Below are 21,241 nucleotides of genomic sequence, written 5' to 3'. Positions count from 1 at the left end.
GATAATGACAGTATACAGAGCAACCTGACGACAGGCAACAAAATCTAAAAAATGCTATTTTAAAGGAGCATCAACATATATGAATGATATTAATTTCTATGATTATGTTGGATGGAAAGAACAGATTATTCGAGAAAGATGTAATGCAGTAATGGAACATAGAGTCTAAATTATATGGGGCGGTCGCAAAGACTGCCCCTTTTTAAAGGAGAAAAGAAAATGGAAGAAAGCAAAGATGTACAAATTATTAGAAAAGCTATAGAGGAAAACAAGCCGGAAGTAATCGGTGATATGTTCTGCTATTGGGTGACTAAAGGAGAAGAGTGTTCATATAACAGAGTACGCTATGATTATAAACATATATCAGATTTGATTTACAGAGATAATACAAATTTCAGAAAAGAAATGCTTGATTTGAAATCATTTTTGAAAATTGATGATGTGCCGGAAGATAAACTGCCGGATGTGCTTTCTGAGATGTCAGCAGATGCCCTTAATCGGGGAGAGAAAGAGATTTCACGAATTAACCGTATGTTTTATCTATTAGGCATAGAAAAGGCTGTAAAGAACATTCAAGAACGTCTGAAGGAATATACGAAATATGCAGAAGCAGAACATTTAAAGGCATTAAATGAAGTCGTTGAATATCAAGAGAAGCTGGGCTTTATATCGCCCAGGGAAGAAAGAAACAGTATGAGATTAATAGGAGAGTAAAGGAGAAGGAAAGTTGAATAAAAAGTTGAAAAAGTCAGGATAAAAAGTTAGAAAAAGATCAATTTCCGCTAGAAGGAAATGAAAGAATATTTGAAATTAACAAATGCAGATCTGAAGAAGATCGGGGGATTAGTTGATCCAGGTGAAGTATTTACACCAGTTAAAAGCCAAAAGGGATGGTACATATCTAATTTCGGACGGTTGATTTCGTTTAGGAGAAATGAGCCGTGTGTGATAAAAACGTTCTTTAGAAACGGATATGAGTATGTAATCACCAGAAATACGATTAAAGGCAAGAGAATCGCCACCCAACACGCTATACACAAGATGGTGGCAGATGCCTTTCTTGAAGTGCCGGACTGGATAAGGGAAGGTGATGTGATTGAGATACATCACTTTGAAAAAGTAAACAAAAAGAAGAGAATCCCATTTATCCATCGTGCCGAAAATCTTGGTCACGCCCCGAAGTGTATTCATAGGGTGATTGATGCAGTCGCAGAAGTCGCTATCTATGAAAATAATAAATATGAAGGATATGAGTTTATCGAAGCATCGTTTGAACTGGGTATTGATCCGTATCAGTTAGCTGACATCGTTAGGGAAGAAGCTGATTTGATTGTTGGTCGTTACATGTATTATTACCGCACTATTAAGCGTGGGAATAAAGCAGTTGACATCAATATTCGAGTAAAACGCTACGGTAAAACTTTGGACATATATAGAAAAAAGAAAGCAAGAAAAAGAACGCTTTAAGAGGAGAATGAAAGCATGAATAAAAGAAACATTGATCAGAATGAATTTGGAAAAAACAACCAAAGAGAAAAAGAAATCAGAAAGGAGAAAAAGGAAAGAGTCCGTCTTGGTCACTTAGTCCTGGAATTCGGAACAGGTGGCAGCTTGACAGAGGAAAACATTGATATGCTACTCGAAGGAATAAGAGCCGTTGACGTGGTTACATTGAAAGGATTTATCCCGGATGTATCGAAAGCTATCAATTATGTCAGCGACAAGATGAAGGCTCACGATGTCGAGTGTTTTAGACTTGATGTAATAGTGACATTATAATGAAATATACATTGAATATATATAAGAAAACAGGAAGTAACTATGAGTTTGCAGGAAAGCGCATTGACATGACGTGCGACAAAGAGCCGAGTTTGGCAGCGGTATTGAAGGAGGCAGTATTAAGCCTCCTTTTAAATCAGCAGTTTGATGGACTTTATGAAGCCAACTTATACAACATCGGCAGCAAGAAATACGATTTGAAGCTGCTGTTATTCATGTCAAAGGGCAAGCTGATTGCCGTTTATAAGGTATTATGTGGCGATAAAAGACACCTGACTGTCGAGGAATGCCCACTTTACTTGGGGGTGTAAGTTAATATGAATAACGACCAAAAGAAGAAAATAGAGGCATTAGAAGCCACCAGACAGCGGATTATTGACAGCATGAAAGAAGAGGTTTCAAACTGTGAATTTGCTCTTCATAGGTGGATGCGCAAGCTGCACGAAACAATAGAAGAAATGGAAGATATTTACAAAGAGGTATGAAAAATGAATTACTGGGAACTCGTTGGGAAATTTGCCGAGATCATGGATATGGAAGATGATACCGCCAAGGACTGCATTAACTGCCTGACTACAATCATAGAGGATGGTATACTGCGTGATGGGAAATGTGTCGTAAATGACTTTGGCACTTTTACCGCCCGTGAGCGCAAAGCTGGTGTTGTGTACGATTTTCACCGCAAGAAATGTATGCCTATTGCCCCACGCCGAGTAATGCACTTTAAGCCCGGCAAGCGTTTCCAAAAAAAGATCCGTGGTGATGACTGGGTAGTAAACGAAGAAACGAGACAAGCCGCCCTTGATGCCGCACTCGCCACCCAAAAAGCCGCCACCGAAGCAAGGCTGAAAGAACTGCAAGAAGAATATAACAAAAATAGAATTAAGTATATTCATTTTGGGGTGAGTTTTGAAGATTTTTTGAGGGAAAGGGAAATGGAAATGGGGATTATGACATCAGAAAATAATTCTCCCTATATAGAAAAATCCCCGAACAATTAAATAGTCAGATAATTTAAACAATTATCATACAATAAAACACAAATCTTTGTTTGCCGTGTTTTAGGTAAAAAGTGGGGGATAAATGCCAAAAAACACGTAAAAATGCGACAATCTAAATACAAATACAGGTATTTTTATAACGAAAGTGGGGATTAAACCCTATTTTTAATACATTTTTTTGGTGTTGGTGGGAGAAAACCACACAGCCAAATATAAAACAAAAAGCATAAATAGCACTCTGCCTTAACTGGTAGGGTGCTTTTTTATTTAAAGGAGGAATAACATGAGCGATTTTACAGCGATTATCAATGCCCAGGTCGATACATCGAAAGCCGAAGCACAGCTACAAAAGCTGACGCAGAATAAGAAGATGACTATTGATGTCGATACAAAAGGGAGTGGCGTTGACAACTTAAATAGTGGGCTTCAAAAAGCACAACAAAATGCAAATGCGCTTGGCATTTCATTTAAAGAGATAGCAGCAACAAAGTTAAAATATGACGTTTTTAACGGAATTGCAGATCAGGCGAAAGAAGCAGCAAAAGCTGTGACAGACTTAGATAGTGCCATGACATTGGTAAAAATGACCATGTCCAATATGAATGAAGCTGCACTCGATTCTTTGAAAAATCAGTCTCTTAAGCTTGCACAGGATTTAAGCACGTACACAAAAACTATAACCGATGCTGTGACGATTTATGCGAATGAGTCTGAATCCGCTGCATCAATTCTTACTAAGGCAACGCCGACCGCTTTACTTGCTTCCGCTGCCAATATGAATGCTTCTGCTGCTGCCGATGCTATACAGGGTATTATGAATCAGTTTGGTTTAGCAGAAGATCAGGCTATGCAAGTGGCAGACACGATTGAAAAACTTTCGACAGAAATTTCTTTGGATTTTTCAGATGGTATAGATAGAATTAGCAAAGCTATTTCCGTATCTGGTAGTGTAGTAGATGAAGCTGGAATGAGTTTCGAGAAATATGCAGCTCTTGTAGCATCAACAGCTGAGAAAACACGACAAAGCGGCTCAACACTGGGAAATGCTTTTAAAACGATTTTTAGCCGCATTAGTAGATCTAAAGACGGTCTAACAACTGATTTGGAAATGTCAAACGCTGAAGAAGCCTACTCGTCAATCGGAATCAGTATTAGGAATGCTGATGGGGATTTAAGAGATATATCTGACACATTAGACGATCTTAATCAAGTTTGGGGTTCGCTCAATAAATCCCAAAAATCATATATAGGTGAACAATCTGCGGGTTTAAGACAGAAGAATATCTTTATTGCCATGATGGACAACTACAACAAGGCACTTCAACTGGAACAGGATGCCCTTAATTCATCCGGTACAGCAATGGAGATTAATGATAAACGTGCTGATTCCATTCAAGGTAAAATGCAAAAGTTGTCTGCCACAATGACAGAACTTTACTCAAATGCTCTGCCAGATGAAGCGTTAGAGGGCGTGCTTGATTTTGCCACTGCGCTTGCAAAAGTAGCTGATAATCTTGGCATTGTACAAGGGGCAATAGCAGCACTTGGAGTTGCCGGGGGAGCGCAGGTTATTGGTGCATTAGCAGCCAACTGGACAAAATTTGCAACTGCGTTTACATCGCCACTCGGTATAGCTTCTGTTGCTGTTGGTGGGCTTGTTGCAGCAATTACAGCATATCGCCAAGCAATAGACAAATCAGTTGAGAGTGCAAAGCAAGCCGGAAGCACATGGGAAAGTAACGAATCTGCGATCCAAGGTCAAATTGATCGTGTAGTTGAATTGCGCACACAGTTAGAGTCTGGCACTCTTACTGAACAGCAAGCATACGAGGCGAAATCTGAGCTTCTTTCTATTCAGAATGAATTGGCTGAAAGCTATTCCGGTCAAGTCGAAGGAATTGATCTTGTGAACGGTTCACTTGAACAGCAGATTGCACTTTTAAACCAGTTGTCACAAAGCGAAGCACAAAGATATTTAAACGAGAACAGAAAGGGAATTGCAGAAGCCGAAAAGCAACTTTCAAAACAAATGGGAGTGGCAGAAAACTTCTTCGGTAAAGGTGGTTTTTATCTCGGTCAATTCTTCAACAACGGTTCGGAAGAATCAGAAAAATTGAAAGATATTCTTAGCAAATATAAAGAATTCATAGATGTTGAAGAAGGTTCACAAGAGATAGAGCAGAATATTTATTTCCGTGGCAATGCAGAACAGGCAAAAGATGTCTTAAATGATCTTATGACAGATATTTCCGCAGCTCAAAAAGATATTGGCGAAACATCCTTCATGGATCAAATCATGTTAAATGCTGGAAGTGGTCTTGACGAAGCAAACGAAATTATTGATAAATACAAAGATTTAGCCGACCAAGCAGCACAGGCAAGGCTTATTGCAGACACAGAGTTGTTTAAATCGGGTAACAAAAACCAGAATGCAGCCCAGTGGATCAGAGACTATGCAGCAGCGATTGAAGATTACAACAATGCTATTTTATCCGGTGATGAAGCTCAAATAACGAAAGCGGCAGCCAACTTTGATAAAATAGATTCTTCCATAAACAGCCTTGTCGCAAATACAAATATGTCTGCTTATGCTGACCAAGTAAATGAATTGAGAGGTCAGCTTAATGATGCCGGAATTGCTGCGAGTGAATTTAACAAAGAGCTGTCAGCTGGAACAGATTCAGAGATAAAAGCCTCTTCCAAAAACTTGAAAAAGTTGGGCGAAACTGTCACACAGTTTAAGGATGAATTTTTCTTTGGAAAAGAAACGACTGACGCAACCGATTCAATTTATTCGATGGTGGCAGCAGCACAGAGATTTGGCGTTATCGGCGGTGAATCATTCGATGATGTAACCGAAGAAAGTATTCAGCCATTAATCAATATGTTGGTGGCAGCAGGAATACTGATAGATGATACTGCATCAACGGCAAGTAATGCTGTTGACACAGTGGAAGAAAATGTAAATTCACTGCAAGATAACGTTACTTCTTTAGTAGAGAATACGAAAAAAGTACAAGATATATTAGGCGGTCAAACGACTGGCAAATCAATTTCACTGGAAGATTTCAACGCAGAGGGCATGGAAGATTACAGAAGTGCGCTCGAATACGTCAACGGCACTATGCAGCTTAACGCCGAAAAGGTAAATGAAATTGTCAAGGCAAAGGCAGAAGAAGAAAAAGCAACAATAGCTGCTGCCAAAGCACAAGATCAGAACAAATATCTGGAAAATGCCGGACAAATTGAAAAGCTGAGAGAACAGTTAAGAAGTGCGAATAATCTCACGGACGAACAGAGGACATCTATTGAAGCAAGTATTTCTTCTCTGTTGGCTGAGAATTCTACACTTGTAGATAATTGCAATCAGTACAATATTATGACCGCTGCCATTAATGAAGCCACAAGTGCGTATCAGAATTGGATCAATGCTCAATCTGCTGCCCAAAGTGGCGATATGTTTGATAGTGCGGTACAAGCGATAAATCACATTGATGATACACTGAATAATAAAGATAGTGAGTTATACGGTCGTATCGGAAATGAAGATTATAAGGCTGCGATTGATTTTATTATTCCGGAAAGTGTGGATAGAACGGATCAGGATGCCGTAAACAGTTATCTTAATCAAATTTCTGATTATCTGACAACGGACGGAAACGGAAATTTCAACGGCTTGGATATTGCTAATTTCTGCCAGAAAGCAGTTGATGCCGGATTAATGACGCTTGATGAATCCGGTGAATCTTATGTGATTGCCGGACAGAAAACTATGCAAGATTTTGCCGATGGTTTAGGTTTATCACTGCCATTTGTACAAGCTATGTTTGGAGAAATGGAAGAATTTGGTGCAGAATTCGATTGGGGCGATGAGGCTATCCAGACATTAGGGGATCTTGGTGTTGCTGCAAATGAAGCAGCGGAATCCTTGCGAGGTATCGAAGGAAATGAAGATCTTAAAATAGTGATGGACGTATCTCAGTTTGATGACGCTCAAAAGGCGTGCGATACACTTGATTCAACCATTGCGGAAATGAACAATCTGAAAGCACAACCTGGAGTTGATACTTCACAGGTAGAACAGGCTAATCTTGTTATTCAATATTGTGTGGCACAAAAGCAGTTGCTTACAGCTCCGGTTGTAATGTCAGTTGATACGAGCGGCGTAACAGGTGAATTAGGCAATGCACTGTCATTACTCCAAGAATTCCAGGCAACACAAAACACAATCGAAATGCAAGCAAGTGTTGGTGCTGACACCTCAGAAGCCGAGGGAGAACTTGCATCACTTACAAGTGAAATTCAAGGACTTTCGCCAGAAGTAAAAGCCACTCTTAATATTGACACAAGCTCTGCTGATTCTATCCAGGGATATATTGACGGATTGGACGAAGAAGCTATTGTAAAAATGGGCGTGGACTCTTCACTTATTGATGCCTATGAGCCAGAAGATGAAGATGCAACAGTTAAATACGATACCGATACAAGCAAGCCGGACAGTTACAAACCGGAAGATAAATCGGCAAATGTAATATATGGATGTATTCACAGTGCCGTAGATATGTATAACCCATCAAACCTTACTCGAACAGTTACCTATAATGTCGTGACAAATGGCACGCCTCCAAGTGGCGGTCATGGCGTAAATGGTACGGCACACGCCGGAGGTACAGCCAATGCAAGCGGAAATTGGGGAACTGCTGCTGGTGGTCGCACACTGGTAGGCGAATTAGGTCAAGAGATCGTTGTTGATCCACGTACAGGTAAGTGGTATACAGTCGGAGATACTGGGGCAGAATTTGTTGATATTCCGAAAAATTCCATTATCTTTAATCACAAGCAATCTGAATCATTGTTAAAATATGGTTTCGTGGCTGGTCGGGGAACTGCAGAAGCCTGGGGAACTGCGATGGTCACAGGTGGTATTAGAGTCAATCAAACAAGTAGATACAATAGTACCCAGCATCGGAATACTGGTGGAAGTAGTAGCGGCAGCAGTGGTAGTTCCGGAGGCAGTTCTAACGGTGGAAGTAGCTCAAAGAAAAATGAAACTGCAGCTCAGAAGTTTCAGAAATGGATTTCTGGAATGTTTGACTTTGCCGAAATCCGTTTGACAAGACTTAACCGTTTGACAGAAAAATGGTCGGAAAAAGCCGAAAATGCGGTGCGCTATTCCTATAATCAGACCGCTTCGAGTAGCCGTGTGGATAAGCAGTATAAGAATAAGCAAAGCTATACTGCAAAAGCAATTACAGCAACCGAAAACGAGATTAAAGGAAACGAGAAAGCAATTTCATCTTACAATAGTTTTATGGGTAAGATTGCTAAACAGGGAGGTTTAAAGTCAGCTACCATTAAACAGATACGAGATGATACAGTAAACGGAACATTTGATATAAAAAAGTATGATGCCGACAGTAAGCAACTTGCCGCCATTAAGGAATACCAGACCTATTATGAGAAGGTTTTAAAATGCAAAGATTCTATTGATGACTTAAAGAAATCACAGCTTGATTTATACGATCAGTTGTATAACATACCGATTGAACAGGCAGCGGCAAAAATCACAAAATATGAAAATGCTCTCACTAGACTGTCAAAGACTCTTAATACGGTGGCTGGTGGAAGTAAAATATATTTAAATCAAATTGTTTCCGATGCCCAACGTGCTTTTAATACGGCAAATAATTCTGCAACTTCTGCCCAAAATGCTTATGAAAAGGCTCAGTCTCAGCAGAATAAAGCTCAAAATACGTTCGATAAGTCTCAAAAGACAGCTAGCAAAATAAAGGGGCTTTCCAAGAGCCAAAAAGCAGCGGTAAAAGCTGGTAAATCCATTGATACCAAGGGGCTTTCCGGAAAAGCATTGAAAACAGCCCAGGCATACAATTCTGCACTTTCTAACCTGAATTCTAAGAAAAGTGCCACATCAAGTGCAAAATCCGCTTATTCTATTGCAGTCGCTAACCGTAATGCAGCGCAAGAACAACTGAAGGAAGCACAGGCAGTTCATAAGAAGTACGCAAATGAACCATCATATAAATATAAGAATTATCTTCTGGATCAGGAAGAAGAGCAGAAGAAAGCGGAAAATGATGTGTGGCAAACTGCTTTACAACAGGCGAATAATAATCTCACTGAGACGCAGAAAGCCAAGGATTCTGCCAACGCAAAAAAAGAGAGTAAGAAAAAGTCAGTTGATGCAAAAGCATCTGCTACATTAAGCAAGTATTCTAAAAAACTGTCTGCTTCACAAAAATCGGCACTTAAAGCTGGTAAAGAGGTAAGCACTTCCGGTTTGTCTGGCAATGCATTGAAAGCGGTTAAAGAGTATAATGCAGCACTTAAATCATATCAATCTTCAATCGCATCCGCCACAACTGCTACTGATAAGTATAATGCAGCGGTGGAGGCGCAAGCCGAAGCGGATCAGAGTGCGGCAGAGGCACAAGCTGAGTATACTCAGGCTATCCAGGAAAATGCCAAAGCTAAATTTGATAATGTGGCGCAAAGTTTTGAATCGCAGCAGGCTATCACCAATGCTAAAATTTCAAAACTGAATACACAGTTATCGTATAGGGAAAGCAAAGGATATAGTCAAACATCGGAAGCTCAGAAATCTGCATATCGAAGTGTTATAAATGAAAATCAGAATTTGCTTGCAAGCCAGCAGAAGGAATTAGCTGAATTGGAAGCTGCTTATCAAGAAAATTCAATTAATATGTCTGAAGAGGATAAAAACTCTGCCCAAGCACAAATGGAAGCACTTCGAGAAAGTATATTAAAAACGGATGCATCTATATCAGATTTGCAAACAGAACTCAATAATATTGAGATTAAAAAACTGGAAATTGCAATGGATCGGCTTAAAGCACAAGCTGATACGCTCCAAGATTCTTTGAGTTTAAATGAAACAAAAGGTATAGCTGCCACGGCAGAGACATACCGGCAGTTGATTAGTAACGGTAATTCTCAGATAGATAACCTGCAAAGGCAAAATGAGGAATACCGGAATCAACAATCCGGTTTAGAAACTAATTCTGCAAAATTTCAAGAATTACAAGCTAAAATAGAGTCAAATGATAGTGCTATACGGACAGCGCAAAAATCACAGGAAGAGTGGAATAATTCTATTGCAAATCTTCCGTATGAAAGAATTGAAAAGCTGCTGGAAAGTCTTGACGCAATCGCTGATTATAATAAATCTAATATTGACTTAAAATCGGCGCAAGGTGAGGATTTGACAAGCTCTGATTATATGCAACAAATCTCAGATAATGAAAAGAAAATCACTCAGCTTGAGTCAGAGAGGTCGCAAACCTATCAAGACTATTTAAAAGCCTTGTCAGATGTAAATAGTGTTTATGGTGGTAAAACTGTTGATGAATGGTTAAGCCAATACAATCAGCTTGGTTCACAGATAAATAGCATTAAATCTGATAGTGCGCAGATTAAAAAGGATATGAGGGATGATGTATTGTGGCGCAGTTTTGAACGTGCGCATGACTCTTGCAAACGTTATGCCGATGTACTTTCCGGAATTGAGAATCTGATTGATGATGATATGTTGTTTGATGAAAATGGTCATATGACAGATTATGCAATTTCTCAGATCGCAAATCTGATCGGTGAGTACGAAAACGCTCAGCAAGAAGTTCAAAACTATTCTTCTGATATTGAAAATCTCAACAATTTATATGTACAGGGTTATTATACTCAAGAAGAATATAAAAGTAAACTAGCAGAATTGCAGTCAGGGCTTTTAGATTCTGCATCGAGTATGAAGTCTGCTATGAATGAGATTATGGATATGTATAAGGACATGGCACAATCCGAATTAGATAGTTTATTTAAACTTATAGATGCACGAAATAAGGCACTTTCTGCTAAGAAAAGCTATTATGACTATGACAAATCTATCAAGGCAAAAACCAAAGATATACAGGTTTTAGAAGCACAGATTGCAGCACTGGAAGGCGTGGAAACGGCAGAAGCAAAGGCGAAACGTGCCACACTTCAAGCCCAGTTAAAACAGAACCAGGAAGATCTAAACGATACAATCAATGAGCATATATTTGAGTTGTCACAGGATAGCCTAGATGACATGAAAGAAACTTTGCAAGATACATTTGACGATCAATGGCAAGAAATATCTATGGATCTCAATAAAATAGCCGAACTCATGGCTTCTGCAAATGCTCTGACTGCTTCATCCGCTGCGACCATTAACGGCACACTGAATGAGCTTTTACGTCATTTCGGCGTTGATCCGGTTTCTACAGGTGTCTTAAAAGGTTATGCAAAAGGAACACGCCGGGCAAGTAAAACCCAGGAAGCATGGGTGAACGAGCTTGGAACAGAAATGATTGTGCGTCCTTCTGATGGTGCTATCATGGCAGGAATTAAAAAGGGTGATGGTGTCGTTCCGGCGGATTTAACAGATAACCTGTTTGCGTGGGGCGAAATTGATCCTGCTGCCTTTATCAGCAATTTGATTGGAAAGTTGAATAATCGTGCAAGTACCGGACAAGCCGGAAATACAATCAATCAGCATTACGATAGTCTGCTTAATGTTGAGGGAAATGTTGATAGTACGGTTGTCACTGACTTAAATAAATTTGCAAAAACATTTTATAAGGGTGCATACGACTATACTATGAAAACGATTGCGAAAGATGCGAGAAGTGCAGGATTTAAAACTTGAGAGAGTGGGCGTTTGCCCCTCTCTTTCAAAGAAAGGAAGGTGTAAAAATGCCAGTCGTTAAAAGCATGGCACAATTAAAATCACTCTTGCAACGTCAAATGGTCAAGGCTATGCAAGAAGTACAGAAAGAAGCATACAAAAGAACAAAAGATGATGTGCAAGATTTCTATAGTGGCGGATCACCTGTTGTATATCAGAGAACCGGAGCTTTAGGAAATACGCCACAATTCACACCTTTGAAGTCATCCGGCAATAGCGCATCGTTTTCAATTTATCTCGACCAGAGTCACAACTATTCTACAGGTCGTGATTTAGTGTCTATGTCTGCCCTGCTGCCAGTCGCAGAAAGTGGCGGATATGGAATACTTGGTAAGCCGGGATTTTGGCAGAAGTCAGAAGCCGACATTGAAGAAGTATTGAATTCAGTCATGAGCAAATACTTTAATTAAGTTTTACGCTTATTTTTCCTTTTGGGGGTTACGATTCATAAAGTCGTGACCTCCATTTTTATGCGCATATTTCGCCACAAGAAAGCCGTAGAATGACCATAGAACGACCAAAAGAGAAAAAAGGTATTAGTTATAGGTTAAGTGGCAAAATGCCTTAAAACGGCAAATAAACGCCTTACAGAGCAAATGCGATTTTTACACAATAATACTGCTGCGAAATCCTATACAAAATTGTGCGATAATTCAATAAATAGTCAAACATTAATACAAATAGTCTGACAATTTGAAAGCCCGGAAATTAAAAAGGACGCTTGAAAAATCAAACGCCCTAGTGTATAATCAAGTCAGAAGATGATCGGATGCAAGATCCGATTGCCCTCTGTGAAGTTAAATCAAAAAGATTTAAGCATCTACTTTGGACTGGGGATGCTTATTTCTTTTTATGCTGATCTATGTAGGTCAATGCCGTAAAAACTACTAACAGTAAAGTAAGAACTTCCATCGTGTTCATGGGCATCACCCTCCTTTCGTAAGACTGGAGGGCAACATAAATCTGAAACTTGCATCCGGCTTCTGGATTATACTTGGATAGTATAACATCGAATTTTGCAGAACTCAAGAGAAAAGCGCACGACTTCATGTTGCTTTTCTTTTTTCTGTTGGTTGGTAGAGTTGCAGCCAGTCGAAGAAAATAGAATGATGGGCGAATCTGCAACGATAGCACAGCTAAATAAGCACATTTTCAAAAGTAAATAAAATTTTTTGGGAAGAATGATTTCCCAAAATGGTGTTTGTGAAATCTCTGTAATACCGTTGGTTATCGTATTGCAGAGGTTGAAAAAATCGCATTTCGTTAAAAGAAATTTTAAAGAAAAAAAGTTATTAAAAATACGAACATTGAAAATGTGAGTATAGAAACAATGCCGGAAAGGGTGGCAGATATACACTGTATCAAGCGGCATTGTTTATGCTTCACACAAGTGTTTGCATATCATTTATATGATCTATACTAACGTATAGATCATATTTAAATATAAATATATATATTATATAAAATATAGAGTATTATATATAATAATATATATATCTTTTAAATTAGTGTGTGGTTTTTTGCAAATAGCATATATATAGCAACTTGCGAAAATCCACACGCCTATTTACATCTTTGGTATCGTGTCAGATTTATTCTTGCGCTCTTATATACCATCTGGCTGACACTCTGTAAATAAATCTGTATCTTCCCACTATTAGAGGCAGTGTGCCACAATCCCAGGTATAAACCGACCAAGCAAAAAAAGAAAACAAAAATATGAGAGTGGCATTTTCACACAAAAAAAGAGTAAACCCGGAGGCTTACTCTTAGATACAAACCGAGGTTTGCATCAGATTTCTTAGCATCTTGAATATAACACAGATTCGAGATCTGTCAATATGGTTTGGGGGATTTTTTAATTTTTTTTCGTGCAATTTTTCAAGCTGTTTTTGGCGGTCAATAAGATCCCACTGCAGCCGTATTACTTCACTTTGAAGCTGGTTTTTGCGCCGTTCAGTTATTGTGGCGATATGGGAAATGAAGAAGTCCGGCAGCAGGTTTTCCGGCATGATTGAATAAAGCCGGATCAATAAGTCATCTATTACTTTCATAGGTTTTAATTTTCTCCTTTGGTGGCATTTCCAGGAACCTTGATACTTAATGTATCGCCATTTCTCACGATTTGCAGTGTTTCAATATTCATATCGTCCATGAGAGCTGCCAACACATCAAGACCAACAGAAGCAGAATTTTTTGAGATCTTGTTAAAGGTGTAAGCATTTATTATGTTTTCCTTTTCCTGTCCGGATTTTATCGAAAATGTTGTATAGCCGTTTGCTTTCATTGCAGCGGTCAATTCGTCATAATCGTAGTTTATGCTTGCTGCTTTTTTCTTGGAATTGTCCCAGTCTCTTTTATTTCTATCGTATGTCATAATATACCTCTTTACATATCTAATTTATAGTGATAGTATATCATGCTTCTTGTGAGAAATCAATTATTTTTGCTAGCTTATTTATATTTCTTTTTCTGCAACTCTTTCAATTTTTCCATGTCCCTGGCTCTTCTGGCGATTCTTCCCGGTGCTTCCCGGTCGTGTTGTTTTTTTGCTTTATGGATCTTAAAAAGGTCGATTATGCCGATAAGGAGAAATAAGATAAAAAGGAATTCAAGCATTTTTGCACCTCCTGGAATCATTATATATCTTTTCTGCTTGGTTGAAAAGAAAAAGAGGGCAGCAGTGCCACCCTCCACAATGTTCTTATACACTTGTAACTAATTCATATAATGCCCGGTAATCTTCCGGCGTATATCTGAAATCTGGCATATCACGGTAAATCATTTCATCCTCTTCTCTGTAGTAGTTGGCGCAAATGAGCTTTTCTTTGAAGAGATTTACAAAAATGATTGTCTGGACATCTTGGGAAGCATTATCGAGATAATTGTTCATGATGATTCCGGTTTCGTCAATAGTTTCATGTCCCAAAAATTCCGGTTTAAATCCGCTAACAATTTCTTCAGCGGTGAAAGCCTTGTAAAATACTGTGTTGTTGTTTGCTCTTAATACTTCAATAATCATGTGTTGATCTCCTTTTCTATTTGTATTCTTTTTTGATAAGCTGCGAATCATCAAACCATTTGATTGCGCCACCGTTAAATCTAATTGGTGGTGTTTCAATGAATGATTTCCCTATGCTGGTAACAACGCCATTATGCTGTTCAACGGCAAAAGAAACTGTTTGTTTCTGCATTTCTGTACCTCCTTTTGATTGCTACCTCCGGCAGCAGTGCCGGAACGCTTTGAGCTTAAAGCCTATTTTAAGTCGCTCAAACGACTTTATTTGACTGTTAATCTTGCGTAAGTTGTCACCTTGTAATACTCTTCGAGACTTCCGAGATCCTCTTCCAATCTTTTGTTGTCCAGTGTTTTCCTGGTGCAAGAACTGTATTTAATCTTGAAATCATTTCCAATTTCGGAATCTTTTCCGTTTGCTTCCAGATAGGAGATGATTTCCTGTTCGGCTGCCTTTAATTCAGCTTCAAGCTTTTCTTTCTTGATTTTGAGGCTTCTATAATCTGCAACGACTTTGTTAAGCTCTACCATTGTTTTACACATAATATTCAATCTCCTTTTCTTTAAATAAGAAGCAAGTGGTGAGTGGCTTTAAAGCTATCTAAGGTATCTCGACCATCTCATTATCCCCTTATCCGTTCTCACCCTTATGCTACCTTCTTACGTACATCCTTGCGGATCACTTGTCCTTCGGTAATCACTTGCTGTTCTTTAACTGTCTTTATTGTATCACTAAAAATTAGATACGTCAATAAAAAGTATCTAAAAATTAGTTACAAAATATGGTATCTAAAAATTAGATATTTTGGTTATTATGCCTATTGATATATCTAAAATTTAGATATATAATATTATCAAGATAAGAAATGCAAAGGAGATTGAAGCGATGACATATTTCATTAATATAAGAACACTGGAAGAATTAAGAAAAGAATACAGAAGATTAGTGAAGGAAAATCATCCGGATAACGGCGGAGATTCCGAGATAATCAAGATCATCAATGTTGAGTATGAAATCCGGTTCAGACAGTTAGAGGCTTGCGATACAGCAGCCGGGGCAAAAACTTATGACATGGCAGCAGATGAAAAAATCCGTGCTATTATAAATGCGATTATCAACCTTAATATCGAAATCGAAATTTGCGGTTCCTGGGTTTGGGTTTCCGGCAACACATACGGATGCAAGGACGAGCTTAAATCCCAGGGTTTCCACTGGGCAAGTAAGAAAAAGATGTGGTACTGGCATGATCCGGAAGAGCAGACCAGAAGCCACGGCAAAACTACTATGAATGATATTCGTGCTAGATACGGTTCAGAAGTTGTAAAAGAAATGAAAACATATCAGTGTATCACAGCTTAATGATAGAGTGGGGTTAAGTCCTCACTCTTTTCTTTTGTCCGGTTGCTTGCCTTGCTGTGTGGTATGGCTTGCTATGGCGGTATGGTGTGGGGATGGCTTGCCCCGGTGGTCTTGCTGCCTTGCCCCTGGTTTCTGCTTGCCGTGTCCGTTTGCAAAAGCCTACCTTTTCAAACAGTGGCATAATTTCAAAATAATGTGTTTGATAAATACTGTTTCGACTATTTACAAACGTTTGTAAATGTGATAGTATTAAACAAACGATAAAGCAAAGAAAGAAGGTAATAGAATGAGTAAAGAAGTAGGATATGCTAGGGTGTCAAGCACGGATCAGAACCTATCACGTCAGATAACACAATTATTGAAGTATGTGCCAGAAGATATGATTGTTACTGATAAGATAAGCGGTAAGAATTTCGACAGACCGGGTTATCAGTCTTTGAAAATCGGAATAGGCAAGCTGCAGAAGGGTGACACGCTCTATATATATGAAATGGATCGGCTGGGGCGTAATAAAGAAGAATCAAAAGATGAATTGAAATACTGGAAAGAAAAGGGCGTGCGTGTTAAGATCATCACTTTGCCCACTACTATGACAGAAATACCGGACGGTCAAGACTGGGTAATGGATATGATTAACAATATCTTGATTGAAGTTTATACTTCCATTGCAGAACACGAAAGAGAGCATATCAACCAACGAAGAAAAGAGGGGGTTGCTGAAATGGAAGAAAAGCCGGATATTAACGGCAAGATTAAGAAGCATAGCATTAAGACAAATAGACCACTTGGCAGACCTTTGGCAGAATTCCCCGATAACTGGGAGTCAGTTTACAGGCAGTGGAAGAATAAAGAGATCACCGCCGTTTCTGCGATGGACTTGCTAGGATTGAAGAAGAATACATTTTATAGTTTGGTGAAAAGATATGAGAAATAGCGAAAAGCCTGGGTTTAGATCCTGGGCTTTCTTTTTTTGCCTTGGTTGCGTTTTCTTTTGGCGTATGCCTTGCTGGATCTTCCCTTGCTGCGTTTCCCTGGATGCCTGAAGGCTTCCCCCACCTGGGGCATGAGGCAGCGCACCGGGGGGTGGTTTACATCTTTAGAAGGTCGAACATTCGTTCGGATTTGGGACGAGGTCTTTCTCACTCACTCACCCACTTTACCCACTCCGAACATGCTATAATAATCCTACATTTCAAACAGGAGGATAAAAAATGATTGTGGCGAAAAATTACATGATTCATGCTAAAAAAAATACTATATTGTGGAAAATTTAGAGGCGGTTTGCTGTCCGGTCTGTGGGGGTGGCATGATAAGAAGGGGCAACAAGCGGCGTAAGGTTAGGGCGGAAGATGGCGCAACTAACATATACAGCTTAAAACGTTACTGGTGCGAAACGTGCGGAAAGTTACATACAGAAATACCGGATTTTATTGAGCCATACAAGCATTATAATAAGGAAACGATTAATAAAGTTAGGGGCGGAAATACAGAAACATTTTGGGGAGATGAAAGCACAATAAAGCGGTGGCAAGCCGAAAAATAAAAAGCACCCACTTTGCCTTGAAATAACTATTTTATTTAGATAGTATATTCTGCCGGAGGTGAGTGTTTTGAAGAACAAAAAACGTTTCTTTTTATTATTGCTATTTGTGCTGCTGGCTTGTGCCACTGCTTATTTTTTCTTTGGTCGTTCTAACGAGGAAGTACCACACTTTGTAACGCCGGATGAATTGGCGGAGAAGTGGGATGGCGATCAAGAGCTACCCCAGGGTGGTGAGTCTGTAGATGTAGAGATTCCAGGATTTACTAAACTTGTATTTACCGCCGACCAAACAGAACAAAAGGTCAACTTTTACAATCCTGAGTCCAACGCAGAAAACGAATTTCTTTTGCAGTTCACATTATTTGCAGATGATAAACAGTTGTGGCAGTCGGGATATTGTGAGCCGGGGCATGGCTATTACGATATTTCACTAGATGAAACACTTTCAAAAGGGGAATATGAGGGCGTTTTACTGGCACAGGTATTTACAAAAGAAGGCAAGGCGTTGAATGCCGCACAAATAGAACATAAAATTATTGTAGAGTAGGAGTGTGAAACATGAATAAGAAACTTTTATCTTTTGTTTTGGCTGCTATCATGTTATTAAGCAGCTCAACAGTGGCTTTTGCAGAAGAGTACACCGAGGTGAATGAATTCCAGCAGACCGCATCAAGCCAGGTAAATTATAGTGTGCAAAGCTCATATTCTGTGAAAATTCCGGCGGTCATAAACGACATTACATATTCCGGTTATAGCTTCGAGGCAACGAGTATGAATTTGCTTGAAACACAAGTAGTGTATATTACTTGCGAAGGAAACGTGAATATGATGAATGAAAGAGGTGACACGTTTGAATTGAAATTATACGACCAATCTAACGAGAGTAATACAGTAGCAAGATTTTACGACCAGGAAACAACAAGTCCTATCGTGATGCTTGGCAGACCTGATAACATGGGAACATTAAGAGCCGGATATTATACCGGAACAGCGACTTTCCGAGTTAGCCTAGAGGAAAAGCCAAGAAGTTAAGATTAAATGGTAAATACAAGAAAAGGGCGTACCGCTTGGTACGTCCTTAAATTATGTCATAATCGCACTTATTCTGTTTTTTCGTTGGCTGGCAAATACTCCATAATATCTCCCGGCTGACAATCCAAAAATTTGCATATCTTTCCTATGACTTCGGTTGTGATGCTTTCACCTTTTTTCAATTTCGCTAATGTCGGTGAAGAAATCACTTCCAGGAGATCCGTTCTTTTCATTCCTTTACGGTTTAGTAAATCATCAAGTTTGTAAAATCTAATATTATAGCATTCTTTGTTTTGCTTTTTTGTTTCCATTTTCTACACCTCTCTTATTTATTATCATATCATATCATTTCGTGTAATTCAACGAAAAAAATATTAGCGGATATGAAAATTATATTGACTTTGATATAGACTAATGGTATATTAGTGGATATAAAAATAATGTTTATTTCCTTTAATTATTAGGCGATGGCATTATTAAGAATGGGGGAGTGATAATGGGCGAAAATGGATTGTTTCGCCACAAGAGAAATAATTTCAGCATGGTATCAAATGAATTGATACACGATAAGAACGTATCATTCAAGGCAAAAGGCTTATATTGCATGATACAATCTTATGTGACAATTCCAAATTTCACGCTATATAAAACTTTCTTAATGAGAAACTGCAAAGAAGGCGAAAAGGCTTTTGAAGCAGCATGGAAAGAATTAAAAGATAGTGGTTATCTGGTGCAGTACAAATTAAAAGATGAAACCGGAAAGTTTTATTACGAATATGAATTATTGGATGAATTACCGGAAGAAAAGCCAGACCCCCAAAATAGGGGTATGGATATTTTTTCATCAAGCCAGACCCCCAAAAAGTACCCTGTGGATAATGCACATGTGGGTTTTCTAGGTGTGGCAAATCCAGGTGTGGAAAATGGGGGGTATATAAATAATACTATACCAAATAATACTGTACCGAATAATATTTCATCAAATCAAATCATATCAAGAGCCGATGTGATACGACAGATAGGATGTGATCCGAATCTGAAGAATGATGAAATAATGGATAATATAGTTGAAATCATGCTTGAGGTATTGAACACGCCGGACGATGAAGTTATTCGTGTGAACAAGCGAAACATCAAAGCGAAAGAAGTAAAGGGAAGATTCAAAAAAGTAGAATATAAGCATATGGATTACATAACATTGGTGTTAAATGAGTATACAGGCGATATTCACAATATAAAATCATTCATGATAACTACAATTTATAACGCCGTGGCAACCTGTGGAGTTTATTTTACTACGAGAGTGAATCACGATCTTTACGGAAATGAAAAAGCCTTAACCGATACATGATTTGGCGATCTACAGTTAAGGCTTGCAACCAATCAAAGAAGGGTTGTACTAACATTATACAGCCCTTCTCCTAAAAAGCAAAGGAGAAAATAATATGTCAAACGTGAAATTAAATATCTCACTGGAATTATCAAGGGAAGATCTTGAACGAGCGTTAAATATGTTTGATGCAGACGGTACAAATATAAAAGAAGTGCTTGAAGGCTTCATTAATGATTTGGTTTGCGGAAATCAGCGGCACGGATCAGACGAATGTGACCGGGCGAAAAGCTATTATGAACGTTGCTGCTATGACTTGTGCGCCACTAATTCCTTTGTTCACCATCTTTTGACCTGGGGTGAAATAGACTGTGTGACTGATAAACTCGAAGATAATGACGATACAGAAGAATACATGAAAGATTATCCGGAAGAAGCTGAGATTTGCAAGGAAGATATTGCAGAAAATCTCAACGACATTAAAGAGTTTTATTACGATGAATACACCGAGCAATTCACCAGAAGAAATAAACCAGTGCCGGAAAGTTTTGAAGAAGCACTTGAAAATGTGAGAGCCTGGAAGAAGTCAAGAGATGAATTCATGCAGTCGGTTGAAGAAATCTGAATATTACTTAGTTATCAAAAAGTAATATTGAACAAAAAATATATATTTTTATCACTTAAAGTTGTGTTTATTTACCAAAACCATCTTGACGTATTGCGAAAACGTGTTACAATAAAGGCGCAAATAAAGTAAAAAACGGCAAAACGTGCCTTGATAATACGAAAGGCATAGTCAGCAGATTTCCGTTTATAATATAAGGAAAGGAAATTTTGCACGACTTTTGTTTTTTGATTGGTTGTGTGATGATAGCACAAATAAAATTTAGGAGGTAATTATATGTATGGAATTAAAAAATGAAGTATGCGAAGAAGTGAAAAGGATTGAAAAACGAACATAATTATGATAATATGACCAATGAGCAGTTAGTTAAGTCATGCCAGGAAAAGGATAGCATGATTGATGAACTCTTAAGGACTTTGAAAAGAAAAGAAAATGTATTATACGGCAAAGATGATATAATGAAACTATATGGGTGTCAGAGTAACAAAGCCTTATTGATTCTCAAGTACATGATGATGTGCAAGCTGGCAATCAAGATTGGCAAAGAGTACTACTGCACGCCTGATGCCCACGAAAAATTTATTAAATCAATGTCTGGTAAAGAGGTTTTTATTTGATAATGAATCATGTTTGAAAATGTTTCGTTATTTTTAAAATATCACTAATAACTATCACTTTGCTGGGAGTGAGCCGGAAAAACATTGGAAATAAAAGAATTTTCGAGTCTATTTGTTGAAATGAGGCTGTAAAAAATCTTGTGTCTTTGGAAAGTGAATCTTTCTGATAAGAAATAGATATGTAAGGTTTTGCTG

The 21,241-nt window shown here is 38.5% G+C and carries 24 protein-coding genes; 16 read left to right on the top strand and 8 right to left on the bottom strand.

The features are described 5' to 3' along the window. The first annotated feature begins 219 nt into the window (after positions 1–219). From ACESZH_RS22315 to ACESZH_RS22280, 8 genes are all read left to right on the top strand, one after another. Entirely contained in the window at positions 220–714 is a 495-nt protein-coding gene (locus tag ACESZH_RS22315) for a hypothetical protein (protein ID WP_373219175.1), read from the top strand. A gap of 78 nt (positions 715–792) precedes the next feature. Next, a complete protein-coding gene (locus ACESZH_RS22310; RefSeq protein ID WP_373219174.1) occupies positions 793–1,467 on the top strand; it encodes a hypothetical protein in 675 nt (224 codons plus the stop codon). 15 nt (positions 1,468–1,482) lie between these two features. Beyond that, positions 1,483–1,779 carry a hypothetical protein gene (locus tag ACESZH_RS22305; RefSeq protein ID WP_373219173.1) on the top strand — a complete coding sequence of 99 codons (297 nt, stop codon included), beginning with the start codon at positions 1,483–1,485 and terminating at the stop codon, positions 1,777–1,779. Continuing rightward, a complete protein-coding gene (locus ACESZH_RS22300; protein WP_373219172.1) occupies positions 1,779–2,090 on the top strand; it encodes a hypothetical protein in 312 nt (103 codons plus the stop codon). The genes ACESZH_RS22305 and ACESZH_RS22300 overlap by 1 nt, the downstream gene beginning before the upstream one ends. Positions 2,091–2,096: 6 nt before the next feature. Further along, positions 2,097–2,264, top strand: a complete 168-nt coding sequence (locus ACESZH_RS22295) for a hypothetical protein (protein ID WP_373219171.1) — start codon at positions 2,097–2,099, stop codon at positions 2,262–2,264. 3 nt (positions 2,265–2,267) lie between these two features. Continuing rightward, entirely contained in the window at positions 2,268–2,780 is a 513-nt protein-coding gene (locus tag ACESZH_RS22290) for an HU family DNA-binding protein (RefSeq protein ID WP_373219170.1), read from the top strand. Positions 2,781–3,063: 283 nt separating this feature from the next. Next, on the top strand, positions 3,064–11,484 hold the full coding sequence (locus ACESZH_RS22285) for a phage tail tape measure protein (protein ID WP_373219169.1): 8,421 nt from the start codon (positions 3,064–3,066) through the stop codon (positions 11,482–11,484). 47 nt (positions 11,485–11,531) lie between these two features. Then, positions 11,532–11,933, top strand: coding sequence for a hypothetical protein (locus ACESZH_RS22280; protein WP_373219168.1), 402 nt, complete (start codon positions 11,532–11,534; stop codon positions 11,931–11,933). Positions 11,934–13,292: 1,359 nt separating this feature from the next. On the opposite strand, the gene ACESZH_RS22275 is transcribed toward ACESZH_RS22280, so the two are convergent. The 6 genes from ACESZH_RS22275 to ACESZH_RS22250 all read right to left on the bottom strand — a co-directional run bounded on the left by ACESZH_RS22275 (position 13,293) and on the right by ACESZH_RS22250 (position 15,082). Next, on the bottom strand, positions 13,293–13,577 hold the full coding sequence (locus tag ACESZH_RS22275) for a hypothetical protein (protein ID WP_373219167.1): 285 nt from the start codon (positions 13,575–13,577) through the stop codon (positions 13,293–13,295). Between the two features lie 5 nt (positions 13,578–13,582). Beyond that, positions 13,583–13,900 (bottom strand): hypothetical protein, encoded by a 318-nt coding sequence (locus tag ACESZH_RS22270; protein WP_373219166.1) that lies wholly within the window; start codon positions 13,898–13,900, stop codon positions 13,583–13,585. 77 nt (positions 13,901–13,977) lie between these two features. After that, positions 13,978–14,142, bottom strand: coding sequence for a hypothetical protein (locus ACESZH_RS22265; protein WP_373219972.1), 165 nt, complete (start codon positions 14,140–14,142; stop codon positions 13,978–13,980). Between the two features lie 85 nt (positions 14,143–14,227). Continuing rightward, positions 14,228–14,545: a hypothetical protein gene (locus ACESZH_RS22260; RefSeq protein ID WP_373219164.1), complete on the bottom strand. Its 318-nt coding sequence runs from the start codon at positions 14,543–14,545 to the stop codon at positions 14,228–14,230. A gap of 16 nt (positions 14,546–14,561) precedes the next feature. Then, the gene (locus ACESZH_RS22255) at positions 14,562–14,717 is read right to left on the bottom strand and encodes a hypothetical protein (RefSeq protein WP_373219163.1); all 156 of its coding nucleotides are present in this window, start codon (positions 14,715–14,717) and stop codon (positions 14,562–14,564) included. Between the two features lie 86 nt (positions 14,718–14,803). Next, positions 14,804–15,082: a hypothetical protein gene (locus ACESZH_RS22250; RefSeq protein ID WP_373219162.1), complete on the bottom strand. Its 279-nt coding sequence runs from the start codon at positions 15,080–15,082 to the stop codon at positions 14,804–14,806. Between the two features lie 343 nt (positions 15,083–15,425). On the opposite strand from ACESZH_RS22250, the gene ACESZH_RS22245 reads away from it, so the two are divergent. The 5 genes from ACESZH_RS22245 (at position 15,426) to ACESZH_RS22225 (ending at position 18,474) form a co-directional block, all read left to right on the top strand. Beyond that, positions 15,426–15,899: a molecular chaperone DnaJ gene (locus tag ACESZH_RS22245; protein ID WP_373219161.1), complete on the top strand. Its 474-nt coding sequence runs from the start codon at positions 15,426–15,428 to the stop codon at positions 15,897–15,899. A 286-nt stretch (positions 15,900–16,185) separates the two neighbouring features. Continuing rightward, positions 16,186–16,833 carry a recombinase family protein gene (locus ACESZH_RS22240; protein WP_373219160.1) on the top strand — a complete coding sequence of 216 codons (648 nt, stop codon included), beginning with the start codon at positions 16,186–16,188 and terminating at the stop codon, positions 16,831–16,833. Positions 16,834–17,160: 327 nt separating this feature from the next. Further along, on the top strand, positions 17,161–17,442 hold the full coding sequence (locus tag ACESZH_RS22235; RefSeq protein WP_373219159.1) for a DUF6431 domain-containing protein: 282 nt from the start codon (positions 17,161–17,163) through the stop codon (positions 17,440–17,442). A gap of 67 nt (positions 17,443–17,509) precedes the next feature. Continuing rightward, complete coding sequence (locus ACESZH_RS22230; protein WP_373219158.1) at positions 17,510–17,989, top strand: hypothetical protein; 480 nt, start codon at positions 17,510–17,512, stop codon at positions 17,987–17,989. Positions 17,990–18,000: 11 nt separating this feature from the next. Beyond that, a complete protein-coding gene (locus ACESZH_RS22225; RefSeq protein WP_373219157.1) occupies positions 18,001–18,474 on the top strand; it encodes a hypothetical protein in 474 nt (157 codons plus the stop codon). A gap of 68 nt (positions 18,475–18,542) precedes the next feature. Here ACESZH_RS22225 and ACESZH_RS22220 read toward each other — a convergent pair whose 3' ends face one another. Then, entirely contained in the window at positions 18,543–18,785 is a 243-nt protein-coding gene (locus tag ACESZH_RS22220) for a helix-turn-helix domain-containing protein (RefSeq protein ID WP_373219156.1), read from the bottom strand. Between the two features lie 185 nt (positions 18,786–18,970). Between ACESZH_RS22220 and ACESZH_RS22215 the strand changes: the two genes are divergently transcribed. The 3 genes from ACESZH_RS22215 to ACESZH_RS22205 all read left to right on the top strand — a co-directional run bounded on the left by ACESZH_RS22215 (position 18,971) and on the right by ACESZH_RS22205 (position 21,046). Further along, positions 18,971–19,825, top strand: a complete 855-nt coding sequence (locus tag ACESZH_RS22215) for a DUF6017 domain-containing protein (protein WP_373219155.1) — start codon at positions 18,971–18,973, stop codon at positions 19,823–19,825. Between the two features lie 94 nt (positions 19,826–19,919). Further along, positions 19,920–20,429 carry a hypothetical protein gene (locus ACESZH_RS22210; RefSeq protein ID WP_373219154.1) on the top strand — a complete coding sequence of 170 codons (510 nt, stop codon included), beginning with the start codon at positions 19,920–19,922 and terminating at the stop codon, positions 20,427–20,429. A 320-nt stretch (positions 20,430–20,749) separates the two neighbouring features. Further along, a complete protein-coding gene (locus tag ACESZH_RS22205; RefSeq protein ID WP_373219153.1) occupies positions 20,750–21,046 on the top strand; it encodes a hypothetical protein in 297 nt (98 codons plus the stop codon). 7 nt (positions 21,047–21,053) lie between these two features. On the opposite strand, the gene ACESZH_RS22200 is transcribed toward ACESZH_RS22205, so the two are convergent. Further along, the coding region (locus tag ACESZH_RS22200; protein ID WP_373219152.1) for a hypothetical protein at positions 21,054–21,241 on the bottom strand (188 nt) is incomplete at its 5' end.

The organism is Ruminococcus sp. 5_1_39BFAA (genome assembly GCF_964240875.1).
GTDB lineage: Bacteria > Bacillota > Clostridia > Lachnospirales > Lachnospiraceae > Blautia_A.
Note: the sequence above shows the minus strand (reverse complement) of the source record. Positions and strands in the feature narration are given on the sequence as shown.